The 23941-nt window shown below is 59.8% G+C and carries 24 protein-coding genes; 7 read left to right on the forward strand and 17 right to left on the reverse strand.

Annotation, left to right across the window (positions count from 1 at the left end):
* Positions 1-3 precede the first annotated feature (3 nt).
* The 4 genes from U9970_RS07870 to U9970_RS07885 all read left to right on the forward strand — a co-directional run bounded on the left by U9970_RS07870 (position 4) and on the right by U9970_RS07885 (position 6510).
* Complete coding sequence (locus tag U9970_RS07870; protein ID WP_322763764.1) at positions 4-1779, forward strand: type I restriction-modification system subunit M; 1776 nt, start codon at positions 4-6, stop codon at positions 1777-1779.
* Positions 1776-2939 (forward strand): restriction endonuclease subunit S, encoded by a 1164-nt coding sequence (locus U9970_RS07875; RefSeq protein WP_322763765.1) that lies wholly within the window; start codon positions 1776-1778, stop codon positions 2937-2939. The genes U9970_RS07870 and U9970_RS07875 overlap by 4 nt, the downstream gene beginning before the upstream one ends.
* Before the next feature lie 9 nt (positions 2940-2948).
* Entirely contained in the window at positions 2949-5288 is a 2340-nt protein-coding gene (hsdR, locus tag U9970_RS07880; RefSeq protein WP_322763766.1) for an EcoAI/FtnUII family type I restriction enzme subunit R, read from the forward strand.
* Between the two features lie 193 nt (positions 5289-5481).
* A complete protein-coding gene (locus U9970_RS07885) occupies positions 5482-6510 on the forward strand; it encodes a mechanosensitive ion channel family protein (RefSeq protein WP_322763767.1) in 1029 nt (342 codons plus the stop codon).
* Positions 6511-6631: 121 nt separating this feature from the next.
* Here the strand turns inward: U9970_RS07885 and U9970_RS07890 are convergent, their stop codons facing one another.
* The gene (locus U9970_RS07890) at positions 6632-7120 is read right to left on the reverse strand and encodes a hypothetical protein (protein WP_322763768.1); all 489 of its coding nucleotides are present in this window, start codon (positions 7118-7120) and stop codon (positions 6632-6634) included.
* 20 nt (positions 7121-7140) lie between these two features.
* On the reverse strand, positions 7141-7458 hold the full coding sequence (locus U9970_RS07895; protein WP_322763769.1) for a hypothetical protein: 318 nt from the start codon (positions 7456-7458) through the stop codon (positions 7141-7143).
* 633 nt (positions 7459-8091) lie between these two features.
* Here U9970_RS07895 and U9970_RS07900 point away from each other — a divergent pair.
* A complete protein-coding gene (locus tag U9970_RS07900) occupies positions 8092-8667 on the forward strand; it encodes a tyrosine-type recombinase/integrase (protein WP_322766069.1) in 576 nt (191 codons plus the stop codon).
* 36 nt (positions 8668-8703) lie between these two features.
* Positions 8704-9036, forward strand: coding sequence for a hypothetical protein (locus U9970_RS07905; protein ID WP_322763770.1), 333 nt, complete (start codon positions 8704-8706; stop codon positions 9034-9036).
* A 465-nt stretch (positions 9037-9501) separates the two neighbouring features.
* Here the strand turns inward: U9970_RS07905 and U9970_RS07910 are convergent, their stop codons facing one another.
* The 9 genes from U9970_RS07910 to U9970_RS07950 form a co-directional block, all read right to left on the reverse strand.
* On the reverse strand, positions 9502-12048 hold the full coding sequence (locus U9970_RS07910; protein ID WP_322763771.1) for an AAA family ATPase: 2547 nt from the start codon (positions 12046-12048) through the stop codon (positions 9502-9504).
* Positions 12049-12567 (reverse strand): hypothetical protein, encoded by a 519-nt coding sequence (locus U9970_RS07915; protein ID WP_322763772.1) that lies wholly within the window; start codon positions 12565-12567, stop codon positions 12049-12051.
* A 71-nt stretch (positions 12568-12638) separates the two neighbouring features.
* Positions 12639-12836, reverse strand: coding sequence for a hypothetical protein (locus U9970_RS07920; protein ID WP_322763773.1), 198 nt, complete (start codon positions 12834-12836; stop codon positions 12639-12641).
* Positions 12837-12986: 150 nt separating this feature from the next.
* Positions 12987-13190, reverse strand: a complete 204-nt coding sequence (locus U9970_RS07925; protein ID WP_322763774.1) for a hypothetical protein — start codon at positions 13188-13190, stop codon at positions 12987-12989.
* 1238 nt (positions 13191-14428) lie between these two features.
* A complete protein-coding gene (gene ppk2 / locus U9970_RS07930; protein ID WP_322763775.1) occupies positions 14429-15331 on the reverse strand; it encodes a polyphosphate kinase 2 in 903 nt (300 codons plus the stop codon).
* Positions 15332-15349: 18 nt separating this feature from the next.
* Entirely contained in the window at positions 15350-15715 is a 366-nt protein-coding gene (locus U9970_RS07935) for a hypothetical protein (RefSeq protein WP_322763776.1), read from the reverse strand.
* Positions 15712-15960, reverse strand: coding sequence for a hypothetical protein (locus U9970_RS07940; RefSeq protein ID WP_322763777.1), 249 nt, complete (start codon positions 15958-15960; stop codon positions 15712-15714). Before U9970_RS07940 ends, U9970_RS07935 begins: the two co-directional genes overlap by 4 nt.
* A gap of 66 nt (positions 15961-16026) precedes the next feature.
* Positions 16027-16623: a DUF4335 domain-containing protein gene (locus U9970_RS07945; protein ID WP_322763778.1), complete on the reverse strand. Its 597-nt coding sequence runs from the start codon at positions 16621-16623 to the stop codon at positions 16027-16029.
* Between the two features lie 19 nt (positions 16624-16642).
* Positions 16643-17185, reverse strand: a complete 543-nt coding sequence (locus U9970_RS07950) for a DUF3038 domain-containing protein (RefSeq protein ID WP_322763779.1) — start codon at positions 17183-17185, stop codon at positions 16643-16645.
* A 41-nt stretch (positions 17186-17226) separates the two neighbouring features.
* Here U9970_RS07950 and U9970_RS07955 point away from each other — a divergent pair, with 41 nt between their 5' ends.
* Positions 17227-17751, forward strand: a complete 525-nt coding sequence (locus U9970_RS07955) for an adenine phosphoribosyltransferase (RefSeq protein WP_322763780.1) — start codon at positions 17227-17229, stop codon at positions 17749-17751.
* Here the strand turns inward: U9970_RS07955 and U9970_RS07960 are convergent.
* The 6 genes from U9970_RS07960 to U9970_RS07985 all read right to left on the reverse strand — a co-directional run bounded on the left by U9970_RS07960 (position 17742) and on the right by U9970_RS07985 (position 23905).
* Entirely contained in the window at positions 17742-17951 is a 210-nt protein-coding gene (locus U9970_RS07960) for a DUF2949 domain-containing protein (protein ID WP_254936162.1), read from the reverse strand. The genes U9970_RS07955 and U9970_RS07960 overlap by 10 nt on opposite strands.
* Before the next feature lie 28 nt (positions 17952-17979).
* Positions 17980-19152, reverse strand: coding sequence for an FAD-dependent monooxygenase (locus U9970_RS07965; protein ID WP_322763781.1), 1173 nt, complete (start codon positions 19150-19152; stop codon positions 17980-17982).
* A gap of 103 nt (positions 19153-19255) precedes the next feature.
* Positions 19256-19513: a high light inducible protein gene (locus U9970_RS07970; protein WP_094559328.1), complete on the reverse strand. Its 258-nt coding sequence runs from the start codon at positions 19511-19513 to the stop codon at positions 19256-19258.
* Positions 19514-19595: 82 nt separating this feature from the next.
* On the reverse strand, positions 19596-20243 hold the full coding sequence (locus U9970_RS07975) for a hypothetical protein (RefSeq protein WP_322763782.1): 648 nt from the start codon (positions 20241-20243) through the stop codon (positions 19596-19598).
* Positions 20243-21097, reverse strand: coding sequence for a 4-hydroxy-tetrahydrodipicolinate reductase (gene dapB, locus U9970_RS07980; protein WP_322763783.1), 855 nt, complete (start codon positions 21095-21097; stop codon positions 20243-20245). Before dapB ends, U9970_RS07975 begins: the two co-directional genes overlap by 1 nt.
* Positions 21098-21124: 27 nt before the next feature.
* Positions 21125-23905, reverse strand: coding sequence for an HD domain-containing phosphohydrolase (locus U9970_RS07985; protein ID WP_322763784.1), 2781 nt, complete (start codon positions 23903-23905; stop codon positions 21125-21127).
* Positions 23906-23941: the final 36 nt, after the last annotated feature.

Genomic DNA, 23941 nt, shown 5'->3' on the forward strand with positions numbered 1-23941 from the left:
CTTTTGACCTACAGCGCTGAAGCCACTGCCCCATCAGAAGAGCTAGATCTGGAGCTCGACGAGTTCCTCGGCGCTCTCACAGCCCTTGGTGGATCTGCTGGCAATGGGCGTCTTCGCGAGTTCCTCGAGTGGGAAGACCCTGTCTACGAGGCGGTCAAGGCACAACTTCTGAGCCGCGGGCTCATCGTTTCAGGCAGAGGGCGTGGTGGTTCTGTTGCCCTTGCCGAAGAGGGCGCTAGTTCGCCCGCAGGGCCATCTGATCCTGCCAAGCGATCCAGGACCCCCCGTGCCAGCAATGGAAAATCCGGCAGCTCCTTTGAACAGGCGTTCCGGGCAATCGACGACTGCCTTCGTAAGGAGTCCGGTTGTGGCACCGAGCTCGACTACACCGAGCAGACCTCTTGGCTTCTGTTCCTCAAATACCTCGATGGTCTTGAGGAGGATCGCGCCGCAATGGCCCTGCTCGAGGGGCGCAGCCACCAACCGATCCTTGAGGATCAATACCGCTGGAACAGCTGGGCTGCACCAAAGGACGCCAGTGGTCAGCTCGATCACAACGCCGCTGTCACGGGCGATGACCTTCGTGATTTTGTGAACCAGCGCCTGTTCCCCTACCTGGAGCAGTTCAAGCAACGGGCCATCGGGCCAGACACCATCGAATACAAGATCGGTGAGATTTTCGGGGAGATCCGCAACAAGATCTCCAGCGGCTACAACCTGCGCGAAATCATCGACGTGATCGATTGCCTGCGCTTCCGCTCCCAAGCCGAGAAGCACGAGCTCTCGATGCTGTACGAGGAAAAGATCAAGCGGATGGGTAACGCTGGCCGAAATGGCGGTGAGTACTACACCCCCCGGCCACTGATTCGCTCGATCATCAAGGTCGTCAACCCACAAATTGGCGAGACCGTCTACGACCCTGCGGTTGGCTCTGCGGGCTTCTTGTGCGAAGCCTTTGAGTTCATGAGTAAGGGCGGCTCAACAGGCCGAGAGCTCACCACCGAAGACCTCAACACCCTTCAAACAAAGACCTTCACTGGCAAGGAGAAGAAGAGCCTCGCCTATGTGATCGCCATCATGAACATGATCCTGCATGGGATTGAGGCACCCAAGATCATCCGCTCAAACACTCTCACCGAGAACTTGAGCGATGTGCAGGAGCGTGATCGCTATGACGTCATCCTTGCCAACCCACCCTTTGGTGGAAGTGAACGCAGTGAGGTTCAACAGAACTTCCCGATTCGTTCTGGCGAAACTGCCTACCTGTTTTTGCAGCATTTCATTCGGATGCTTCGCGCAGGTGGCAGGGCAGGTGTAGTGATCAAAAACACCTTCCTCTCCAATAGCGACAACGCTTCTGTGGCCTTGCGCCAGAAGCTCGTTGAAGAGTGCAACCTCCACACCGTGCTCGATTGCCCTGGTGGGACGTTCCAGGGAGCAGGAGTCAAAACGGTCGTCCTGTTTTTTGAGAAGGGCACACCAACCCAGAAGGTGTGGTTCTACCAGTTGGATCCAGGTCGCAACATGGGTAAAACCAATCCACTCAATGACCGTGACTTGAGTGAGTTTATTGAGCTACAACAGAACTTTGCAGACTCGCCCAAAAGCTGGAGCTTGGACGTCGCGGCCATCGACCCGGATTCGCTTGACTTGTCCGTGAAGAACCCAAATGGCGGCGAGGAAATCGTGCACCGTAGCCCGCGAGAAATCATGGAAGAAATCACCGCACTGGACGCCGAGAGTGCGCAAGTGCTTGGCAACATCAAGGCGCTGCTATGAAGAAGGGGTGGAAAACAGAGCTCCTAGGCGAGCTTTGCGACGTGCTCGACCACAAGCGCAAGCCAATCACAAAGCGAGACCGCGAGGCCGGAGAGTATCCCTACTACGGTGCAACCGGTGTGCTCGACAACGTCGCCGGATATTTGTTCGACGAACCGCTGGTTCTCGTCGGCGAAGATGGCGCGAAGTGGGCATCAGGCGAGAACACCGCCTTCGCAGTCGAGGGAAAGATATGGGTCAACAATCACGCTCATGTCTTGAGGCCGCATCGAACCGTGCTTGTCGACAACTGGCTCATCTACCACCTAAACCACACCGACCTGATCGAGTTTGTTTCAGGCCTGACCGTTCCGAAGCTCAACCAAGGCCGCCTGCGTGAGATTCCGATTCCCGTCCCCCCGCTAGCCGAACAGCAGCGGATTGTTGGGCTGCTGGACGAAGCGTTTGAGGGCATCGCCACCGCCAAAGCCAAGGCCGAAAAGAACCTCCAAAATGCCCGCGCCCTCTTCGAAAGCCACCTCCAATCTGTCTTCACCCAGAATGGAGAAGCGTGGGTGAAGACGACATTAGAGGAAATGATTGAAAGCAACATCATTGGCCTCACCAAGAACAGCAGTGAGCAAGGGAACGACAAAGCTTGGCCCTACGTGAAGATGAACAACATTACACGGAACAGTGGTTTTGATTTCTCAAATTATACCTGCGTTGATGCTATTGCCGAAGAGGTTAGCAAATTCTCGCTCAAGGATGGCGACTTCTTGTTCAACACGCGGAATAGTCACGAGTTGGTCGGAAAGTCCTGCATCTATGAATCCGACTCGAATGATATCGTCCTGTATAACAACAATATTATGCGAATCCGCTTTCACAGAGGGATTGATCCCGGATTCGTTCTGCTTGCGTTCTCGTCCAAAAGCGTTGCGGATGAGCTCAATGCATTGAAGAGCGGCTCGACCAACGTTTCGGCCATCTACTTTAAAGACCTTAAATCGCTAGTTATCCCGATTCCCCCAATTGAGGAGCAAAAGAAGATCGCTGCCAAACTTAAAACCATCGACGCCGAAACCCAACGCCTCGCCCGCCTCTATGAGCGGAAGCTAGCCGCACTAGAGGTGTTGAAGAAGTCGCTACTACATCAAGCTTTCAGTGGGGAGCTTTAATTACCGCTAATGAACGAAGCGGAAACTCGCGCTGAACTTATTGATCCGCTTCTAGCCACAGCCGGTTGGGGAGTGGTTGATGGCAGCAGGATTCGCCGTGAGTTCTCCATCACTCCTGGCCGTATTGAAGGCGCGGGTAAGCGTGGGAAGTCTTTGACTGCCGATTACGTACTCACTTATCGAAATTGTCAATTGGCGGTGGTGGAGGCAAAGCCCGACACCGCAGCGCTAACTGAGGGTGTCGCTCAAGCCAAGGACTACGCCGACAAACTGCAAATCCGTTTCACCTACTCCAGTAATGGAAAGGGGATCTATGCCATTGATATGGACAGTGGCGAGGAAGGTGAGGTTGAGACCTTCCCCACACCAGAGGAGCTATGGAACCGCACCTTCGCAGTTGAGAACGAGTGGCGTGATCGCTTTTCTGCCATCCCCTACCAAGACAAGGGAGGTAGTTGGCAGATTCGCTTCTACCAAGACATTGCCGTCAGACGGGTATTGGAAGCGCTCGCCGCCCGCAAAGACCGCATCCTGTTGACCCTTGCCACGGGGACAGGCAAGACCTCAATTGCCTTCCAGATCATCTGGAAGCTGTTCCAAGCCAGATGGAACCTCTCCTCCCAACCCACCAGACGCCCTCGGATTCTTTTCCTGGCCGACCGAAACACCCTCGCAAAGCAGGCTTTCAACGACTTCACCAGCTTCGCGGCCTTTGAGGAGAACGCCCTGGCCCGCCTTCGGCCAGATGAGTTGCGCAGGAGGGGTCGGGTACCGACCAACGCCAGCGTTTTCCTGACGATCTTTCAGACGTTCATGTCAGGCCCTGCGGAAGATGGGAAGCCTTCCCCATGGTTTGGGCAGTACCCGCCTGACTTCTTTGATTTCATCGTGATTGATGAGTGCCACAGAGGAGGCGCAAACAGCGAATCAACTTGGCGGGACATCCTCGAATACTTCAAGCCAGCGGTTCAGCTGGGTTTGACGGCTACCCCTCGTCGCACGGAAAACACCGACACCTACGCCTACTTCGGCGAGCCGGTCTACACCTATTCACTCAAGGAGGGGATCAACGACGGATACCTCACGCCTTTCCGCGTCAAGCAGATCAGCACATCGCTGGATGAATACGTCTACACACCTGATGACATGGTGCTGGAAGGTGATGTGGAAGCCGGCCGCCGCTACACCGAAGCCGAGTTCAACCGCATCATCGAGATAAAGCAGCGCGAGAAGCAACGGGTAGAAATTCTGCTAAACCAGATCGACCAACGCCAGAAAACCATTGTTTTCTGCGCCACCCAGGAGCACGCACTGGCGATCCGCGACCTAATCAACCAACTCAAGAGCAGCTCCAATCCCAACTACTGCCAGCGAGTCACGGCTGACGATGGCGAGCTTGGCGAGACGCACCTAAGCGACTTCCAGGACAACGAAAAGTCGATCCCAACAATCCTGACGACTTCGCAGAAGCTCTCAACAGGGGTGGATGCCAGAAACATTCGCAATATCGCCCTGCTGCGACCCGTCAACTCAATGATCGAGTTCAAGCAGATCGTCGGTCGGGGCACGCGCCTCTATGACGGCAAGGATTACTTCACGATCCTCGACTTCGTCAAGGCATACCAGCTGTTTAGTGATCCCGAATGGGATGGCCCCCCTGAAGCCGTCGACCCCCCTGACAAGCCCCCAAAGCCCAAACCCGACGTCGACGAACCTGAAGAGCCTGATGATGAAGGCCTCGAGGAATCACCTCGCCGTAGCAAGGTCAGCATCAAGCTCGGTGATGGGAAGGAACGGTCCCTGCAGCACATGATGGTGACGAGCTTTTGGCACCCTGATGGCAAGCCGATGAGCTCGACCCAGTTCATCGAGCTCCTCTACGGCCAGTTGCCTGAATTCGCTAAGGATGAGGCCGAACTCCGTGAGATATGGAGTTCACCAGCCACTCGTAGCAAGCTCTTGCAGGGCTTGGCTGAAAAAGGTTTTGGTGGCGAGCAGCTTGCTGAAATCCAATCGATCATTTCAGCTGAAAACAGCGACCTGTTCGACGTGCTGGCCTACGTCGCCTATGCCCTTGGTCCAATCCCGCGAGAAGAGCGTGCCCAACAAGCCCGCTTGTATGTCGACTCTCGCTTCAGCTCTAAGCAGCAGGTCTTTATCAACTTCGTGCTGCAGCACTACGTGACGATGGGCGTTCAGGAGTTGGCGCAGGAGAAGCTTGCGCCACTTCTGAGGCTTCGTTACCAGAATTCGATTGCTGATGCACTGAACGACCTAGGTGGACCAAAAGAGGTTGGTGATATGTTCGCCCGCTTCCAGCGGTATCTGTATGAACCCATCAACGGGTAGCCAACTGCCTATGAAGATGTGACGGGTGAAGGTCTTGCTCCTGTCCAGGCGAGCTTCTTTATGACTCCACATCTGTGCTGGAGAGAACTAGGCCTCATCCAGAGACAGATCACTTTGACGCCTGAGCACGCTTGCAGCCATTGCCGACTGTCGGCAAGAAGGCGACAGTGGCCAAGAACAGATCCCGAACGTGATGCCCCTGGCCCCGGGAACCATCCTGCCTGCACTGCTGGCCCTGGTGGGCGGCGGACTTCTTTCGACCCTGTTGGCGCGGGTGCTCACACTGGCCCTGAGCCGGGTGGTGCGGCGCACAAGGAACCAGACTGACGACTTCGTGGTGCAGGCGCTGGGAGAAACGATTCCCCCGGCCGGCTGGGTAGTGAGTGCCGCCGTGGCGTGGCAGATCATTTCCACCAGCGCAGCCGGCGATCAGGTGGCCTTCGGGCTGGCGAAACTGATCCTGGTGATCCTGCTGGTGCGGCTGGTGAACCGCATCAGTATTCGGCTGTTGCAGAGCTGGGCCCGCCGCCAGAACAACGATGCCGTCGCCACGATGATCAGTTCGCTGGCGCCCTTGGTGCGGGCACTGGTGTGGACCGTGGGAGCGGTGTTCTATCTGCAGAACATCGGTGTGCAGATGGCAGCGATCTGGGCCCTGCTGAGTGCCGGCGGCATCGGGGTCGGACTGGCCCTGCGAGAGCCGGTGGCGGAGTTTTTTGAATACATCACAATCCTGCTCGACAAACCCTTTGTGAGTGGTCAGTTCATCAACGTGGGCGATGTGTGGGGCACGGTGGAGCGCGTGGGTGTGCGCAGCACTCGCCTGCGCAGCATCAACGGTGAAGCAATCGTGATGAGCAACAGCGCGCTCACCGAGTCAGTGGTGGCCAACTACGGCGCCATGCAGCGCCGGCGCCTGATCTACCGCCTTGGGGTGACCTACGACACCAGCCACGCCACGTTGGAGCGCATTCCAGAGCTGCTCAAGGGGATTGTGGAAGGGGGAGGCGATGCCGAATTTGATCGCTGTCACTTTGTGGCCTTCAACGACAGCAGTCTTGATTTCGAACTCGTGTATTTCGTTCCCACCAATGATTTCGACCGAGCGATGACCGTGCAGCAGCGCATCAACCTGGAGATCGTGAAGCGCTTCGCTGAACAAGGCATCGCATTCGCTTTCCCCACACGAACGGTGGAGCTCAACTACACAACGGCCGACTGATGCGATCATCACTCGGCTCCGAACGGGGTCACGCTGGCGTCTTAGCTGTTCTGGTGAAGTAGTCATAAGGCACCGGCTCGAGCGTTTTCAGCGTCTTGTTTCCCTTCAGAGAATGTTCGTCTCACGAACCGATGACGCCAATCAGACCGTTCTGCTCGCGTAGCTGTGCGGCGGCGGCGTTGCGGGATGCTGCTTGCTGTTGTCGGAGTTGCTCGGGCGTGGGGGTGCGTTCGGCCCTGCGAGCCCGTTCGGTTGCCAGGGACTCCTCAATCCCCGCCAAGGCGTCCTGTAACGCCGCTTCGCGCATTTCGGCATGACGGTGGGGGCGCTTCAGCTCAAGTTCGTGCACCAGGTCGGGGGTCATTGCCTCCAAACCGTCCAATGCCGCCTGTAGGGCCAAGCTCAGGGGGCGGCCGTAGGCGATCTCGGCATCTTGGGCACCGACCGGGTTGAGGCTTCGGTAGGCGATTTGCCAGGAAGTGGCTCGGTCATCAGACCAACTCCACGGATGAGCGTTGCTCGGGATGTCTTTGGGGTCGATCCCGGCGATAGCCGCTGCTCGCAGCAGTTGCCCGATCTCGAATGTCGGGTCTTTGACTTGGCGTTCCATAGGTCTTTAGGTGTGCAGGGCTACACGTCGATCACCTGCGAGTGATCCACGCCGTCTTCTATGGCTTGGAGTTGGCTTCGAATCGCCTGGAGCTGCTTGCGCTGCTCGGCCTCCAGGACGTTTTGGCTCAAGATCTTGAACGCTTCGGAAATGGCGCTGATTCGCGCGTATGCCTTCACCGCAGGGTCTAGCGCGATGGTCACCAGCTCCTCTGCAAGACGGGGAGAGGCATTAGCAATAAGGGAATTTGCCTGGTTCAGATTTTCGCGAACAACTCGTTCGACGAACTCGTTAGCCCTGGGGTCCTTGGCGTACTTGCGCAAGGTGGGGGCCTTCATACCAACTGCACCTGCGGCTTCACTCCAAGAACTACCGCTAGCCGCAAGCGTCAGAGCCGTGAGGATTCTTGGTGATAGCGGCTTTTCCATCATCAGCATTGCGGCTACAGAAACGGGGTACGTGTGATTCGGGTGAACCGTGGCTTCACCGCACGGCCAAGACGTTTTGCTAGTCCTGGTGCCCTGCGGCAAGCAAGATCTTCGGGCTCTATTCCCTCGTATTGCCACTTCAACCAAGCCATGCGCGCCCATTCATCTGAAACACGCTGGTTATTGCCAAATAAGGTGGTTGCAACCCGATTTACCCTGCTGAGTTGGGCCCACTCGCTCACGGATAGGTTCGCGTAATCCAAGGCCCTACTACCGTTGCCGAAATCATAACTCTAATTGACGATATTGGTGGTGCTTGCATAGGTTCCCTGGTCCCTGCAACGGATAAGCCAAAAACCGAACCCTGCCCCCCTTGGGGCTAACCTATGACAGTAAAGCTTATGAAAAGCAGTCAAATTATCAGCGATAGTGTTGATACAGCTAATGGCTCACGGTTGTACTGTTACACGATGACCGCGTAAAATGGCAATAAGACGCGGTGGCTTGCTGCTACTGGGTTCTCAATTGTCTTGGTTATCGCCAATGAAGACAAATCGGTACGGTCAGTCTGCGGTTCTCGACTCGAATCAACTAGACACGCTGATTTCAGCCCTGCAGGGCAAGCACCATCAAGTTCTGGCGGAAGTGTGTCGCCGGACAGCATGTCGAATCAGTGAAGGTCGACAGCTCACTTGGGCTTCGATCACCAGTGCTGGAATCACCTTCCCCAAGACCATCTGCAAAGGCAAGCTTGCCTCGCGATCCGTGCCGACGACGGTCAGGCTCCAGGAGGTTTTGACTTCCTGGCGGCGTGAATGGGCCGCTTTGTATGGCCGTGAGCAGAAGCCGAGTGACTTTGTGTTTCCAGGCCGTTTTGCCGGAGAGCCAATGAGTTCGCGAGCCTTTATGGACGCACTTGAAAGAGCCGCCCTTGAATCGGGCCTGGATGGCGTCTCAAGTCACAGTTTTAGGCGATCTGCACTGTCAAGCGCTAGTGAGGCCGGAGTGCCGTTGGCGGCGCTTAGGGCGCTGTCTGGACACCAGTCGCTATCGACCCTTCAACGATATTTAGAAATATCGCAATCTGCTCGTGAAGCAGCAGCAGAGGCATTTGCCTAATTGATCCTAGTAATAGGGCCCTCCGCTTCCCTGCAGATGCCGGTTTCTATTTTTCGAGCAGAAGATGGAAGCGAATGGAACTCCTGGGAGGAGGCTGAAAAGCACGAGACACGTTGTCGACTCCTATCCGAAAAGATCCAAGCGCTTGGCGGGTCTAGTCAGCTAGTTCAACTAATTCAAAAGGTGCCTCTCGATAATGCGAGGAGAACTCGCTCTTCTTTTATAGAAGACTATCTGGATGGCTGTGATGATTACAGGCTCTCTTTTATTGCTGATAATCTTGAGGAGATTGTTCTTTTTGGCAAGTGGCTTGAGCCAGTTCTAGAAGAATGCGGACCTAATCCGCCACCTCTAAAGCAGAGCTGGTGATCACCCTTCTTGGTTCGACCGCCAACGTCAGGCACCATGGGGATGGCGGTGGCAGTTCGTCGCCGGGTTGCAGCATCACCATCGACAGCGCCGGCGGCGCCTGAAGGATCGCGACGCGATTAGCCCTGCGGAGCAAGCTGGCTAGTTCTCGGGAGTTGTCCATTGGAAGCTGGGAGGGATTTCCCCTCAGGATGACAGATTTTTGAAGAGTAGATTTTTTAGAGCTGTTAGGCCCTGCTGGGTTTTTATAGGAGAGTAAAAAGGTCTTTTCTTTACTATCTTTGCTTTCTATCAGTCATGCCAGCGGATCTCATCGCCTCGAAAAGGATTGTCTTTGCCTTTCTAAGGCTTCTAAGCCTCGCAGGGCCGAAAGCATCCAGTCATTGATGGCCAAAGGCAAAGCGTTCGATTGTCATGAGACCCCCTGCGCTGCAGTGAAGTTCGAAAGAAATCAAAGATGCCGGGTTACGACACCCCGCAGTTGATTGTGTGCGCGTAATCCCGCCCCTTCTGGTTCAGTTTGTAGAGCCGTCTTCTTGCCGCTCCCGGCAAGCCGGATTCGTCAGGCCGTAGTTCGAGCATCTCAAACTTGATCAACTTGTTGATCCACTCATTGCAGGTCGTGTAGGCGGCTTGTTCGCCTCTGTTGAGATCAGCCTTCAAGTTAACGGCCTGACGAACCAGCCCTGCGTGCCTCATGACCTCAAGTGTCGGCAGATGCGGCTTGTCCTCTTCAAATAACTGGACAAGCGCCAGCACCAATGCCACTACCGGCTTCGGCGGCTTCCGCAGGGCCGCTAGCTCCTGTTCTTGAAGATCAGCAGCGAGCTTCCCCCTGGCGAATCCATCAAAGCTGTCGATGCGTTCAAAACTGCCGTCAGTCTTGATTTCGACCACCAGATCAGCTCCTTGACCTGAGCGTGCTTCACGAACAACTCGTCTCAGTGGTGAGTCCTTGCACGCAAACCCCCGTTCATCTTCCAGGTAATGGCTGGACAAGATCGTGTTGCAGGCGCCAGCGATCGAGTTGTGCCCGCTCATGGCCTCCATCCCCACTGCCTTGTCCTCTTTATTGCCGTGATGAACAAGCAGCAAGCTGCCTCCGGCATCAATCACGCTTTGTTTTAGGTCGTAAACCAGCATTCCCATCTCGGCATCGTTCTCTTTGGCGCCTGAGCTGCGCGTAATTGATCGCAGCGAGTCAACGACAACCAACGCCCCGGGGTTGTTCTTGATGTCGCTCAGAAGCTGATCTAGTTGCTCTTCGGTCAACCGGAACCGCTGCGACCACAACAACCGGGGGTGTTCATACAGCCCTGCGGCTTCAAGCATGTCCGCAGTGTCACCAGCCGATTGGTCGTCAGTGATGAGGATGACCACTGTCTCCGCCGTATCGACAGGCTTGAAGCCCATGAAGTCGCATCCCGTGAGCACCGACTTCGCTGCCGCAATGGCCTTGCGCGTCTTCCCTACCTTTGGTCGACCAACAGCTGCGGTCAGATCGCGCTTGGGTATGGCACCTGCAATGACCCACTCCACCTTCGGTTTTGCCATCGCCTTGCGCTCGATATCCGACAACGCCCGATAGCTGTTTCCGGCGCGGACGTCTTGGGCCTCCATCACCAGCGAGGCAACTTCCGCTGGCTGGATCAGCCCCCTCAGGTCAATCCTTTTAAGAGCATCCCTCAGGAATATGTTCCGGCGAAGTGTGTTCCGCTCACAGCGCACAACCAAACGGACGTAGCGCTTGAACGTCTCATACCGCCAGCTAGGCGATGAGGGTCGTTGCCAACAAAAGTCGTTTTGGGCAATACCGGAGGAGTCGTCTCCTGCCCTTCTCCGACCACCCCAATTCGGTCGCCAGCGCCAGTGTCCCTCGTCTTCAGCCCACTTTGCGATTGCTCGCCGCAGGGCCGACTGACTGAGTTGTCCGATACCTACCTGATCCGGCCCTGCGAAGTGGCGCTCTAGACAGACGTCGAACCCTTCGTAGCCACACCAGTCGCTGTTGCGGCAATAGACCTCGAACAGTTCGATTGGGTCTTGGTCTACCCGGTATCCAAGCGACTCGATCATCCCCTTGGATTCCTGAAGGGACCGCGCGATGTCATAGGCCGATTTTGCGCGTACCCCCTCTTTATCTCCGCGATGGATTTGGTCGTACGTCGCACGGCTGAGCCCAAGGCGTAGAGGTACCGGCAGCGTCAGTTCGTCCGGCCCTGGGTACTCACCGGGTTTCGCTGGCTCCCCTTCTTCTGCCCTAAACAGGCCACCATCGTCTTTGGCGGCCTTAGCTTTGACCGTAATTTCGGGGCACAGGCTCAGGATCTCTGACGCTTCGTACCAACGACCATCGGCGGCGTAGATGGTGCTCCTCAGCCGTGTACCGGGATGGATACCACCCGCTAACCGCATCGGCTGCGCAGGGCTCTCCATCTTTGAATCGAGCTTGACGCCCGGCGTGGCCTGCCGAATTGCCTCCTGTAACCGCTTCAACGCCACGATCCCTTCATCCAATGGCAGCGGTGTCTTCAGCCGCCACCAAAAGTGCAGCGACTTACCGCCGGTGAACAGAACCAACGTCGGTGGTGGCAGCCCTGCTCGACGCCACGTCTCGAACTGCGCCTCAAGGCTCATCCCCGCATCGTCGATCTCGTATTTCAGAAATCGGACTTCGGTGATCTCTTTGCGTTTGTCGTAGGCAGTTCCTCCTCGCTCAGGCACAAAGCCAAAGCTGTCGACTCCAGCCCGAAATTCAGCGGCAACAGCCTCATAGAACCGGTCGACCTGCAGGGTCGCCCAGTCGTACCCGTCCCCTGCGTTCTTCCGCGGGTAGTGGCGCATGTTGAGCCTGTCGCCGTCCTTCCACCACCGGCACAGAATTACCGGTTCATCACGCGGCAATCCCAGGATGTCGAGCATGCGCTCGGCCTGCTCCACGTCGATCACTTCCCGCTCCTGGCGCTTCGTTGCAACGCGCGCCAAGAGCATTTCTTCGATTGTTTGTGGCACTCAAACCTCCAGCGCAGCGAGGAGGTGGTCGACGTCTGCCTGCAGCTTCAACCGGCGCTCATGATCAGCCTGCGCTGTTGCATAGAGACCACATAGCCAAGTGCGACCGCGTCCCCAGTAGTCAGGACCATCGAAGAGCGCCGTCGCCATGACATCAATGGCAAAGAAGGTGGGTTTATCGGTGATAACTCCAAAGATCAGCTTGTGGGCACCCTTCCGGATATCCAGCGGCAGGGCCATCAGGCTTAATTTACGAGCCCTGAAATCAGCCGCCTCCCACTCTCTCTTGGTCTCATCTGGGTCCTCTTCCCACGACTCACAGACATGTGCCTCGATGAGATGTCGCCAATCGTCCCAAGTCCTTGTGCAGTCATCTCCTTCTTCCATGAACTGGTCCTGAACGCTCTGGAGATCGACCTCGGGAAGGATCGGGTCGAGCTTGTCGATCCCATGTAGCGAAAGTGCGCGCGCCAGGATCTGTTCCCTGGCTTCTGAAGCTGTTGACAGGTTAAAATTCATGGGTCTAAGGATCGTTGGGTTGGTCCCGCCGCCTTTGGAAAGCCGCCTTTGCACAGGCGGCTTTCCTGTTTTCAGATTCCTGAACGCGAATAACCCTGCGCGCTTGCCCACTCCTCGCAGGCGAACCGAATCAATGTCGACTCGGTAACGCCTTCGACCATGGCCGCAGACTTCAAGAAGACAGCAAGTGTCTTCGGAAATCTGGCGTGAAGCATCGTGTTTAACGGCGCTCCTCGGTATTCCATCTGGGCAAATTCACGCAGGGTCATCGCAACAGCAAAACTGGCAGCGTCGCACATAGTCTAAACGTAAAAATTGAATTTGCAGGCAAAAACCAATATTGAGTCCTTACTATTTCTCTACTGTGTAACAGTAATTGAGGCAGGCTGAATCCATTTTATGTACCAATTTGCTGGCCATCAGCACAACTCCGTGGCATCGAAGTCGAAGATCTCCGGGAAGGTCTGCTGCATTGCCGTGAGGATCGACCGTTGGATTTGGGCAAACTCGTACGGGTCTTCTGCGCACTCGAGTGCTGCGATAGCGGCGGCTGCCTTCGCAATCTCCAAGATGCGGTCATGCTCGGTGGTTGCTTCTAAGCCCTGATTGCTTGGGAACACCATCAGCCCACCTCATGCCGCAGAGCTTGTGCATCCTGCAGGGCAAATTCGCTGTGGTATTGCCAGCCCTTTGCACCCTTGCGGATGCTTTGGCTTCGAAAACGGCCGCCGGTGCGCCATGCACCCAGCGTCCTGGTACTAACGCCAAGCATCGGGGCGAGTTCCCTGGGCTGAAGCCAAGTCTTAGTCCGACAGGGCGTCAATGCGATCAGCTGGCGTACATCAGCGGCAAGCTGCTGAACTTCAGCGATTAGAAGGGGAAGATCCTTCTGAGGGTGGGAGTCAAAGTCGGTAGGGGTCACTCATCAAAAAGGGGGATCGGTGTTCTCCGATGACACGGTTGGAACCGCTACATCGCCCTTTTTGGTGAGGTTGGACCTCTTGTAAAAAACTTAAAGGCCTCTTCCGGTGTTGTCAAGCAAATTCCAGCAGCCCAGGAAAAGCAGGCTCAGCCTAGGCTCAGAGTTTCCAACTAGGCTCAAAAATCCTTGCAGTAACAGACTTAGCCTGTGGTCTTGAAAACCAGCGAAGTGAAAGCTTCCGCGGGTTCGAATCCCGCCCTCTCCGTTCCAATGACATCAGTCCTGAAGGTGGCTGTATGGGCGAATGACTACAGCAGGCTCCGCGCTGGCGCGGTTCAGCTCCCTTTCGAGGTTTGCTATTCGCTTCTCCCTTAGACAGTATTTGCAGCCGCCGGTGGTTTGGAGGTGCTTCTCAGGGGTTATTAAAATCTCTTTGACTGGATGGCAATTGCAGCGAATCTTGATTGGACTTTTGTAGCTCCTGTAAAGGATGGCTGCGTAGTCGTATTGATCGCCAAAACGGGATCGGGCCCTAGCCAAAAACAGTTCACGACTGATTGGGTTCCCCATCTCCAGGCCAGATCTGATCAGTGAAGTTGCGGCATATTACGTAGGCTGATGCTCCAGGCTGATTCGCCGGCCCAGAACGTCACGTTGCGTGATGCGGTTCAAAAGATATGGGTTTAGCCCCCTTGATCCCATCTTTTCTAGGCTGCCCCTGAGCGCCACGAAGGGAGTGGTGATCAGGCAGGGAGCAATCCCTGCTTTTTTATGGCTTACAAATACCTGTGGTGCGAATCTGGGAGCTACCAACCCAGCCCGGCTGTTCATGGCCCCAGAGAGTCCCCAGCGTCCCCCCTGGCTGAACTGGTTGTTTCTATTGGCGTTCCTGTGGAGCTCCTACCAGCTGGCTGGCCTCTGGTTTGCGCGCCTACACGGCTAGGGATATTGGTTGGGCACGAAGAACTGCTCATTGCGGGGCGGACGAGCGGTGCCCTTGGGTGGCTTGCGGGGCGGCAGCTTGATCGCTGGTGGTGTCATGTCTTCGTAGGGGATCTTGCTGAGCAGGTGGTGAATGCAATTGAGGCGGGCGCGGCGTTTGTCGTCTGCCTCAACGGTGAACCAGGGCGCTTCGGGGATGTTGGTGTGGGCAAACATCAGATCTTTAGCGGCTGAAAAGCTCTCCCACTTGTTGCGGGCCTCCAGGTCCATCGGACTGAGCTTCCAGCGGCGGGTGGGATCGTCGATACGGGCCTGGAAGCGGCTTTCCTGCTCCGCATCGCTCACTGAAAACCAGTACTTGAGCAGCACGATTCCAGAGCGCACCACCATTCGCTCAAACTCCGGGCAGCTCTGCAGAAACTCCTCCACCTGATCTGCACTGCAGAAGCCCATTACCGATTCCACCCCAGCCCTGTTGTACCAGCTGCGATCAAATACGACGATCTCCCCTGCTGAAGGGAAGTGTTCTACGTAGCGCTGGAAATACCACTGGGTTTTCTGTTGATCAGAGGGGGTGCCCAAGGCCACCACCCGGCAGCCGCGGGGGTTGAGCGGTTCGGTAATTCGTTTAATCGTGCCGCCCTTACCGGCCGCATCCCTGCCCTCAAACAGCACGATCAGCCGAAAGCCCGAGGCCTTCAGCCAGTACTGCATTTTTACCAGCTCCACCTGCAGCCGGGTGAGCTCCTTCTCGTAAACCTTGCGATCTAGCCGGCCCCCATTGCTGGCCAGATCCTCCAGCAACGGCGATGGGTAGTAGCGATCGCTGAGGGGCCCAAAATTGGGTGGCTGGGGCTGGCTCGAGTTGCTGGCTTTATCGGTTTTTTTGTGTTTTCCCATTGCTGAGAGTCTCCAGAACTAGTTGCGGCGGCTGGGCTGGGGCCATAGAGCTCGCACCAGGCGGATGATCCCCGCAACCACTAAGCCAATGGCCGCAATGGCAGCCAGCACCAGCAGCACCACCGCCAGCAATTGCACCAGTCCCCAAAGCGCCTGCTGCACCCCGCCGATCAGATTTGCTAAGGCGGTGCTCAGCACCAAAAAGGTGTCAAAGCGCTCCGGCAACTGCAGCAAGGCCAGCATCAGCCCAACGCCAGCACCGCCGAGCAGCAGGGCGATAGCGGCCTGACGCCAGCGGGCCGGGCGGTGGCGGCGGCGAAATACCCGTCGTGTCGATGCGCCGGTGGCGGGCAATTGCAGGGCGCGGCGACGGGGGGAGGTCATACCTCGAGGACGTAACCAGCACCGCGCATCCAGCGCTCGAATTCCATCAGCACCAACTCGTTGGGGCAGTCGATCAAGGAGAGATCTGCCACGGTGCAATCCCCCTGGCCGCCGTGATGGAGGGAGAGGCGGAAGTCGTCACCGCTGAGCCCGCAAACCTCCGGATCACTGCGCACAACCACATCGAGGCAGGCTCCAAGCCGAGCTACCCGTATTCGCAATTCCGACCAGGTCAGCGCCGCCATGGACCCAATTCATACTCGCTCAGCGATACCCAAGTGTGGCCAGCTAGCGGGCTACGTCAATAGCTGCTATTTGGGCTGGGCGGCAGCTGGACGCTGGACAGGCTCAGGCCCGGGCTTGGGTTCTGGTAGCAGCAGCCCTAGCCCAGAGGCCACGGCCACAGCTAGCAGCCCTGCCACTGGCGCTGCAAGGCGCTGGGCAAGGGGGCGGCGCTCCAGCAGCTCCCGGCCCTTGAGGGGCATGGGCTCCGGTAGCTCCAAGGGCAACTGCAGCCGAGAATCGAGGCGCAATTGATCCAGCACCCGCACCAGATCGGCCAGCTCGGCATCGTCGAGATTGAGCTGCAGGGGGGGCGTATCCGGCTGGCTACTGCGCAGCAGCAGGCCATGGCCGCCCTCGGGCCCCGGACCTATCTCCACGGGCTCGGGGTCGGCGCCAAAGCGACGCGGCACACCACTGATCAGGTAGCGGGCGTAGGGCAGCACCACCTGGATCAGGGCTAGCAGGTGCTCCTTGCGGCCCTCAAGCTCGGGGCGACCGGCCCAGGCCAAACTCCAGCCCGTGATGATGCCGAGGTTCTGGCCGCTCTGGCCGACCGACACATCCGGAAGACCCTCCACCTTGAGGCGGCAGCTGAGTTGATCGAACTGCAGTACTTGCTTCATGGCAGGTTCAGGGGCTGGGTCATGGCTGGGCATCCAGCAGGCTGGCGCGCAGCCGTTCAAAACCGCCCACACCAGCGCCCAGGGCCAGGGCCTGGATCAGCAGCCGCGACTGGCGGGCACCCGCCTCGGGATCGAGCAACAGTTGCACGCCACCCCGGCGGAGGTTCATGCGCTGGCGCACCAGATCGGCTAAGCGAGTGCGGAATAGGTTCCAGCGCTCGCTGAGCACTTCCGGTGGCTCGGCGCTGGAGAGCAGGCCGCGCACCAGGGGATAGAGGCGGTCTGCCAAGGCGCAAAGAATGCGGATCAGGGCGTCGGTTTCAGCTGGCTCAAGACCCTCGCGGCGAGTGTTGCGGCGCAGGGGGTTGGTGCAGCGGCGTTTCCACAGTTCCACCCGGTTGGGGAAGAGGGTGGTGAAGCCCATCTGCTCGCTCATCCACACCATTGCCTCACCGCCGTTGAGGTCGAGGGCCTCGGCGCTGAGCAACAGCAGGTCGAGGCGTTCGAGGCCGCGGCGGGGAAGCCGGGGGGCCGATTCAGGAGCGAATGAATCCAGGGGCATGGCTGCGATGATGCCAGTAAGTGCACCCAACCGTCACGTTCATGGCCCCAGACCTGCGGGAATTCGTGCGCGATGTGCCTGATTTTCCCAAGCCCGGCATCCTGTTTCGCGACCTGACGCCGCTGATGCGCGACCCGGACGGCTGGCAGGAGGTGATCCGTCAGCTGAGCGCAGTGTGCGAGCGGCTGCAGCCAGACCTGATCGTGGGCATTGAGGCGCGGGGCTTCATCGTGGGCACAGCCCTTGCCACCGCCGTGCGATTGGGTTTTGTGCCAGTGCGCAAGCCCGGCAAGCTGCCCGGGGAAGTGACGGGAGTGGATTACGCCCTCGAATACGGCAGCGACCGGCTGGAAATCCACAGCGATGCCCTGGCCGATGGCTCCAAGGTGCTGATCATTGACGATCTGCTGGCCACCGGCGGCACCGCGGCGGCCTGCGCCGAGCTGGTGGCTGCAGCCGGTGGTGAGCTGTGCGGCTTCGGCTTCGTGGCCGAACTGGCGGCCCTAGAAGGTCGCCGCAAGCTGCCTGAAGATCAGCCCGTGGAATCGCTGATCATCTACTCCTGAGCCTGCCAACTCAGCAGGGCATCGAACTGCTCCAGGCTGATCAGCCCGAAGCGCCAGAGCACCACCGGCAGGGGGGCCTGCTCCTGCTGGGCCTGGCGCAATCCCAGGGCCAGGGCGCTCTCACTGAGGCCAAATTGATGGCGCAGCAGACGCAGCAGCGCCGCGGAAGGTGGCGGCTGGGAACTGGTGCTGATCACCATGCTGGCGGCCCCGGATAGCCCATGCTGATCAGCGCCTAAGCAGCTGGCAAGGGCCATCGGTCATGGCGGACAGGCTGAGTTTGCGCAGGGGAGCAAGCTTGGCCAGCAGCAGCAGGGTCAGGTGGCGCAGGGGCAGCAGCAGGGGCGAGCGATTCGAGAAAAACCGCACCAGCAGATCGGTAGCCAGCAGGGTGAGCAGCAAATCCGGCCACCGGCGCCTTGCATAGGCCGCCGGTAAGCGGTTCACAGCCAGCCGCCCGGTCGCTACCCGCCGGGCCAGGCGATGCAGGGTGGCCACATCGCGCCAGCAGAGGTTTAGCCCCTGGCCGCCCACTGGATGGCAGCGGTGACCGCTCTCCCCCACCAGCACCGTTTGGCCGCGGTGCAGGCGCCGGGCCAGCAGCAGGGCCACCGGGAAGGCGCGCGGATCGTCGAGCAGGGCATCGGGCTGCAACTGGTCTGGCAGGGCACCGGCCAGGGCATCAAGGAAGGCTGAATCGCCGAGGCTTTCAAGCTGGCGGCAGCGCTGGGCTGGGGCACTCCAAACCAGCTGGAATAAGCCATCGCCTAGGGGCAACACCGCAAAGGGTCCCTCGGGCCGCAGCAGCTCCCAGGCCTGGTCGTCGGCGCTGCCGCGAAGTTGCACCAAGGTGGTGAGGCAGTTTTGGCGGTACGCAAACTGGAAAACGCCGATGCCGAGGGCCTCGCGACTGGGGGAGTGGGGCCCGTCGGCCGCCACGATCAGGTCGTGCGGCGGCCGATCACCTGGAGTCAAAGGCGGCGGAGTGCCCAACTCCAAGGTGATGGCGGGATGGGCGCTCAGGCGCTCCAGCAGCAGGGTCATCAGCGGCCGGTGCTGGCCCACCCAGCCCACAGCCGCCCCTGATGCCGCCGCCCGCCGCGAGCCCAGATCCGCCAAGCAGAAAGGCACCTGGCGCTGGGTGGCCAGATCAAGTAGCTGCAGGGAGCGGAAGGGCACCAGCACCGCCTGCACAGCTGGCCACAGCCCCAACTGCTCCAGCAGGCGCTGGCTGGAATGGGTGAAGGCGTAGGCGCGGCTGCGCTCGAGCAGCACGGCAGCGGGCAGGGGATCGCTGATCTGCACTTGCCAGCCAGCGTCCGCCAGGGCAAGGGCCGTTAGGGCACCGGTGGGGCCCGCCCCATTCACCAAGGCCCTCAGAACCGGTTTGGACTCGACCATGGCGATGGCGGATCAGCCCGGGGATCGGGCACAAAAAAGCCGCAGCCATAGAGCTGCGGCAATTGGTGTAGCAAAGGCTCAGGCCGGGGCGAGAGCCGGAAGATCAGCCGATGCCAAGCAGGCCGCGGGTGAAGGACTCACCACCCAGGGCGAATTCAGTCGCAAGCAGGGCGATGAAGCCGAGCATGGCCATACGACCATTGAGTTTTTCGGCGCGCTCGTGGAAGCCCCAGCCGCTTTCAGTTGACACAACTTCCATGCGGGGCTCGGTGGCGAAGGCATTGAGACGGCCGCCGTCTTCGGTGGTAACGGTGGCGCCGCGAATAGTGGCAGCTTCGATCGAAGGGGTGGTCTGAGTCATGGATGCCTGACGTGAACTTGCGAGAAGTGTAACGCAATATTGCAGCTTGTTACTGCAGCTCCAGGTAAATGCTCTGCCTGGCTCAGCGGAACCGCTTCAGGCAGAGCTCCTCAAAGGCCGGTCGCAGCAGGAAGGGGTATTCGCCAACCCAAAGCTTGAGCTGGGGCAGCCAGGCGTCGCTGATCGCGCCTACCTGAGAAAAATCCTTGCGCTCGCTCAGCACCAACACCCGCACAACCATGCCGGCACGAATCTGCTGGTGCTTTTTTTCAAAGGGGAAGCGCACCTTGCCGAGATAGCCCTCCTCGTCCTCAAGCTCGAGGGTGAGCCAGGTGCGGCGGTTTTCCACCAGCTCCAGGCGGCCGTCGTTGTTGGCCTGTTCGCGGCGCTCCTCCACGATTTCGCGGGTGTAGAGATCGGCGATCTGGCCTTCAAACATGGCTGCAGCCGGATAGCGGCGCAGGGTGGAATTTTTCTGGCCCGCCTCGAGGATCGGTCCCCAGAGCAGGTAGAGGGCAAACACAAAGCCCACCACCAGGAATACCGGGCCGAACTGGCTGGAGAACAGCAGGGTTTGGCTGATTAACAGGGCAATCACCGCGCCGATCACCGAGATCAGCACCCGCTGCAGCACCTTGCGGGGATTGCCGGTGCAGGCGTTGAACTGGGGGCCGGTGGCCACCGCTGGGATCAGGCGCAGCAGCTCGCCGGGGCGCAGGGGAAGCAGCATCAGATCAGCCGCTCCAAGCCGTACACCAGGCCAGCCAGCTGGCGCACCTTGCGCACGGTGAGCAGCACGCCGGGCATGTAGGCGGAGCGCTCGATCGTGTCGTGGCGCAGGGTGTAGGTCTCGCCGGGAGCACCAAACATCACCTCTTGGTGGGCCACCAGCCCCGGCAAGCGAATCGAGTGCAGGCGCAGCCCGCTGTCGCGCTGGCCGCCGCGGCAGCCCGCCAGGGTTTCGTGCTCTTGCACCTGCTGGGGGTTGAAGGATTTACCCAGCTCCTCGATCAACTCGGCGGTTTTGATGCAGGTGCCGCTGGGGGCATCGGCCTTGCGGTTGTGGTGCAATTCGGTGAGCTCGGCGAAGTCGTAGAAGCGGGCGGCGGCGGCGGCGGCCTGCTGCAGCAGCACCATGCCAACTGAAAAATTGGGGATCACGGCACCGCCCACACCCGCCTTCTCGGCGAAGCCGGCCAGATCAGCCAACTGCCCGGGTGAGAGGCCCGTGGTGCCGATCACCGGGTGCACGCCGTAGGCGATCGCGGCGCGGGTGTGCTCGTAGACCACCGAGGGGTGGGTGAAATCCACCAGCACCGCTGCCCCGCCCTGCCGTGCCGCCTGGCTGGCTTGGCATAGGGCCCCTTCGAAGTCGCTGGTGATCGCCAGCTCCAATTCGCCTAGGCCGAGCTCCAAGCCCAGATCAGCACCCTCTTTGTCGGGGGTGGTGTCGATGGCGGCCACCAGGGTGCAATCAGGAGCCGCAAGCACGGCCCGCACCACCTCGGCGCCCATGCGGCCCAGGGCACCGGCCACCACCACGGGGATGGGTGCCCCAGAGGCCGGATCGGGTGCAGGAGCCATGGTGATCGTGAAGCGCTGGCAGCGAGCCTATGCGGCGCGCGCAGGGGCGCGCAGCCTGGCGAGCAGGGACTCGAGATCCACCGCATCACACTGCTCGGCTGCCAGGAAGCGCTCGGCGTAGCTGCGCCAAACACCAGCTTCAAGAAACAGCTCCAGCAGCTCGATATCGAGGTGGCGCTCGCCGGCCATGGTCACCAGGATCGCCAGGGCCACCGACAAGGACTTGCCGCTCTTGTAGGGCCGGTCGGCTGCGGTGAGGGCTTCGAACACATCGGCGATCGCCATCATCCGGGCCAGGGGACTCATCTGATCAGCGGTAAGTCCGCGGGGGTAGCCCCGGCCGTCGGTGGTTTCGTGGTGGCCGCCAGCGATTTCTGGCACTGCCGCCAGGTGGGCAGGAAAGGGCAGGGAGGCCAGCATCCGAATCGTCTGGATGATGTGCTCGTTGATCTTGTAGCGCTCCTCGCCACTGAGGGTGCCGCGACTGATCGCCAGGTTGTGCAGCTCGCCACGGTTGTAGAGCAACTCGGGCTCGGCCATGGTGATGCCCCAGGGGTTATCTGCCGGCAGCTGCTGCTGGGGCAGGCGCTCGATGCGGTGGTGGAGCCGGTCAGCCAGCAGGGGCTCGCCCACCGGCAGGGGCTGCTGGGGCTCCCGCTGGCGGCGGCGCAACTCTTCGGCGCTAACGCCAGCGCGGTCGTCGAGGGTGCGGCGCCACTGGCGGCTGGCGATGGCTTGGAGACGCTCGATCCGCTCGGGAGCCATGAATTCGCCGCCCAGGTTGCACTCCGCCACAAAGGCAAATTCGGCATCGAGCTCGGCCCAGATGCGCTCCAGCTCAGCCTGCAGGGCCTGCCGATCAGCACCGGCAGCGATGGCTCGCCAGGCGTCGGTTTCAGCGGCGCTCTTAAGCAGCTCGAAGCGCATCCGCACCTCGTGGATGCGGTCGTAGATGGTTTCCAGCTTGGTGGCCTTGTCGACCACGTATTCGGGGGTGGTCACTTTGCCGCAGTCGTGCAGCCAGGAGGCCAGGTGCAGGGCCTCCCAGTCGGTTTCCGAGAGCTGGAAGCTGGCGTAGGGGCCGCTGCGGGCTTCACAAGCAGCGGTGGCCAGCAGCTGGGCCAGCTCAGGCACCCGGGCGCAGTGGCCGCCGGTGTAATGGCTCTTTGCGTCAATCGCATCAGCGAGCAGCTGAATAAAGGCCTCAAACAGGGCCTTCTGGGCGGCGATCAGGCTGCGGGTCTCCAGGGCCACCGCCGCATTGCCAGATAGGGCCTGGCAGAAGGCCACCCGGGCTGGTTCTGGGGGGGTCTCAAAGTGCAGCACCAGCTCGCCCAAGGGCTCGCCGCGCCTGCTGAGCAGGGGCAGGTGCAACTGCTCCCCAGCACCCGCCGCCGTGGCGCCAACCAGCTCGCCGCGCTCAAGGCGCCGATCAGGAGGCATCACCAAGCTGGCGCCGCGGGCATCGCTGGCCTGCAGCGATTCCTCTAGAAGCCTTTCCAGCAGCCGATCTACGTCATCTTCTGCCGCCAGCAGGGAGGAGATATCGAGGAAGCGGCGGATCGTGCCACGCATGGCATCGAAGGTGAGGGCCAGCTCATCCACCTCGACGATGCGGGAGCGGCCACCCGGCTCGCCTTCGAGCTGGAAAGCCCGGATCGCCTGGGCCTGGCGGGCCAGGCGCCGCAGGCTGGTTGAGAGGCGGCGCGAGAGCAGCAGCACCGCCGGCACGGTGAGCAGCAGCACCAGCATGGTCGCCACACCGCCCTCCTTAGCCAAGCGCCGCGCATCGGCAAGCAGCTCCCTTTCGGGCATAGCCATCAGTAAAAAGGTGTTGCCGCCCTTTAGTGGCGAGGGCAGGGCAACCACCGCACCACGCCAGCCCTGTCCAGCCGCATCGAAGTGGCTGAATCCGAGGGAACGGTCCATGGGCTTTGGTTTGAGCAGCGCCTGCTTCAGCTGGGGCGCGAGGGCAGCCAGGGCTGGTATGCCCAACTGGGTCAGGGTTGGGATCGCTGCAGTCCCCCCCGCGGCTTCTTGGTAGAAATTGCCCATGCCCTCCATGGCTGGGGTGGCCACCACCAAGCCCTGAGGGGTAACGATCGCCAGCTGGGTGCCAGGAGTGATGCGGTAGTTGCTCAACAACTCGCCAATGTTGGTAAGCGGAAAGGCAACCCCAACGGCGCCACCGTCAGCCGTTGCCAGGGACAAGGTGACACCAACCTCCCCCCCGAAGACAAATCGGTGCAGCGGGGCCATGACGGGTCCCTTGCTGGCCAGGGCAAGACGCACCCAGGGGCGTTCCTTGAGGTCGAAGCCCGGTGGCGGGGAGAAGGGCTCGGAGCTCAGCTGCCGCAGGGTTGCGTCAAAGACGATTCGGCGCCCCATTCGCTTGCCCGGATCAATGCCCTGCACCACCAGACCCCCTTTGGGCTCTTTAGCCCGGGCCACCAGAAATAGATGCCCACCCCGATCCGCCACCATGTAGGCGGAATTGGCGGGAGTTTCGGCCAGGGCCTTGGCAAAGCTGGGCAGCAGGTCCAACCGTTGTTCGAAGTTGAGCCCGTCGGCCAGATCTTCGATTCGCTCTAGCTCGAGCACGGCCTTGGACGGGTCGATGGCCCCTCTGATCTGGGCCCGAAGCTGCCCCACCATCGCCCGCAGCGTCTGTTCGCTGGCGCTGGAGAGAACCTGCTCGGTGCGGCGCACCCCAAGAGCACTCACCAGCAAACCAGTAGCGCAAACCAAGGGCAGAAACAGGGCCACCAAAGCGGTGGTGAGGCTCAGCCGGGGTAGAAGCTTTGACATGGCCCTTCGTAGCAGGGCGCCAGACCTCGCATGAAG

It is taken from the genome of Cyanobium usitatum str. Tous (genome assembly GCF_963920485.1).
GTDB classification, from domain to species: domain Bacteria; phylum Cyanobacteriota; class Cyanobacteriia; order PCC-6307; family Cyanobiaceae; genus Cyanobium_A; species Cyanobium_A usitatum_A.

Excerpts from the sequence above, each read along its gene's own strand:
- U9970_RS07875 (WP_322763765.1), top strand. The coding sequence starts at position 1,776 with ATGAAGAAGGGGTGGAAAACAGAGCTCCTAGGCGAGCTTTGCGACGTG.
- hsdR (WP_322763766.1), top strand. The coding sequence starts at position 2,949 with ATGAACGAAGCGGAAACTCGCGCTGAACTTATTGATCCGCTTCTAGCC.
- U9970_RS07885 (WP_322763767.1), top strand. The coding sequence starts at position 5,482 with ATGCCCCTGGCCCCGGGAACCATCCTGCCTGCACTGCTGGCCCTGGTG.
- U9970_RS07890 (WP_322763768.1), bottom strand. The coding sequence starts at position 7,120 with ATGGAACGCCAAGTCAAAGACCCGACATTCGAGATCGGGCAACTGCTG.
- U9970_RS07895 (WP_322763769.1), bottom strand. The coding sequence starts at position 7,458 with ATGAAGGCCCCCACCTTGCGCAAGTACGCCAAGGACCCCAGGGCTAAC.
- U9970_RS07900 (WP_322766069.1), top strand. The coding sequence starts at position 8,092 with ATGAAGACAAATCGGTACGGTCAGTCTGCGGTTCTCGACTCGAATCAA.
- U9970_RS07905 (WP_322763770.1), top strand. The coding sequence starts at position 8,704 with ATGCCGGTTTCTATTTTTCGAGCAGAAGATGGAAGCGAATGGAACTCC.
- U9970_RS07915 (WP_322763772.1), bottom strand. The coding sequence starts at position 12,567 with ATGAATTTTAACCTGTCAACAGCTTCAGAAGCCAGGGAACAGATCCTG.
- U9970_RS07920 (WP_322763773.1), bottom strand. The coding sequence starts at position 12,836 with ATGACCCTGCGTGAATTTGCCCAGATGGAATACCGAGGAGCGCCGTTA.
- U9970_RS07925 (WP_322763774.1), bottom strand. The coding sequence starts at position 13,190 with ATGGTGTTCCCAAGCAATCAGGGCTTAGAAGCAACCACCGAGCATGAC.
- ppk2 (WP_322763775.1), bottom strand. The coding sequence starts at position 15,331 with ATGGGAAAACACAAAAAAACCGATAAAGCCAGCAACTCGAGCCAGCCC.
- U9970_RS07935 (WP_322763776.1), bottom strand. The coding sequence starts at position 15,715 with ATGACCTCCCCCCGTCGCCGCGCCCTGCAATTGCCCGCCACCGGCGCA.
- U9970_RS07940 (WP_322763777.1), bottom strand. The coding sequence starts at position 15,960 with ATGGCGGCGCTGACCTGGTCGGAATTGCGAATACGGGTAGCTCGGCTT.
- U9970_RS07945 (WP_322763778.1), bottom strand. The coding sequence starts at position 16,623 with ATGAAGCAAGTACTGCAGTTCGATCAACTCAGCTGCCGCCTCAAGGTG.
- U9970_RS07950 (WP_322763779.1), bottom strand. The coding sequence starts at position 17,185 with ATGCCCCTGGATTCATTCGCTCCTGAATCGGCCCCCCGGCTTCCCCGC.
- U9970_RS07955 (WP_322763780.1), top strand. The coding sequence starts at position 17,227 with ATGGCCCCAGACCTGCGGGAATTCGTGCGCGATGTGCCTGATTTTCCC.
- U9970_RS07960 (WP_254936162.1), bottom strand. The coding sequence starts at position 17,951 with ATGGTGATCAGCACCAGTTCCCAGCCGCCACCTTCCGCGGCGCTGCTG.
- U9970_RS07965 (WP_322763781.1), bottom strand. The coding sequence starts at position 19,152 with ATGGTCGAGTCCAAACCGGTTCTGAGGGCCTTGGTGAATGGGGCGGGC.
- U9970_RS07970 (WP_094559328.1), bottom strand. The coding sequence starts at position 19,513 with ATGACTCAGACCACCCCTTCGATCGAAGCTGCCACTATTCGCGGCGCC.
- U9970_RS07975 (WP_322763782.1), bottom strand. The coding sequence starts at position 20,243 with ATGCTGCTTCCCCTGCGCCCCGGCGAGCTGCTGCGCCTGATCCCAGCG.
- dapB (WP_322763783.1), bottom strand. The coding sequence starts at position 21,097 with ATGGCTCCTGCACCCGATCCGGCCTCTGGGGCACCCATCCCCGTGGTG.
- U9970_RS07985 (WP_322763784.1), bottom strand. The coding sequence starts at position 23,905 with ATGTCAAAGCTTCTACCCCGGCTGAGCCTCACCACCGCTTTGGTGGCC.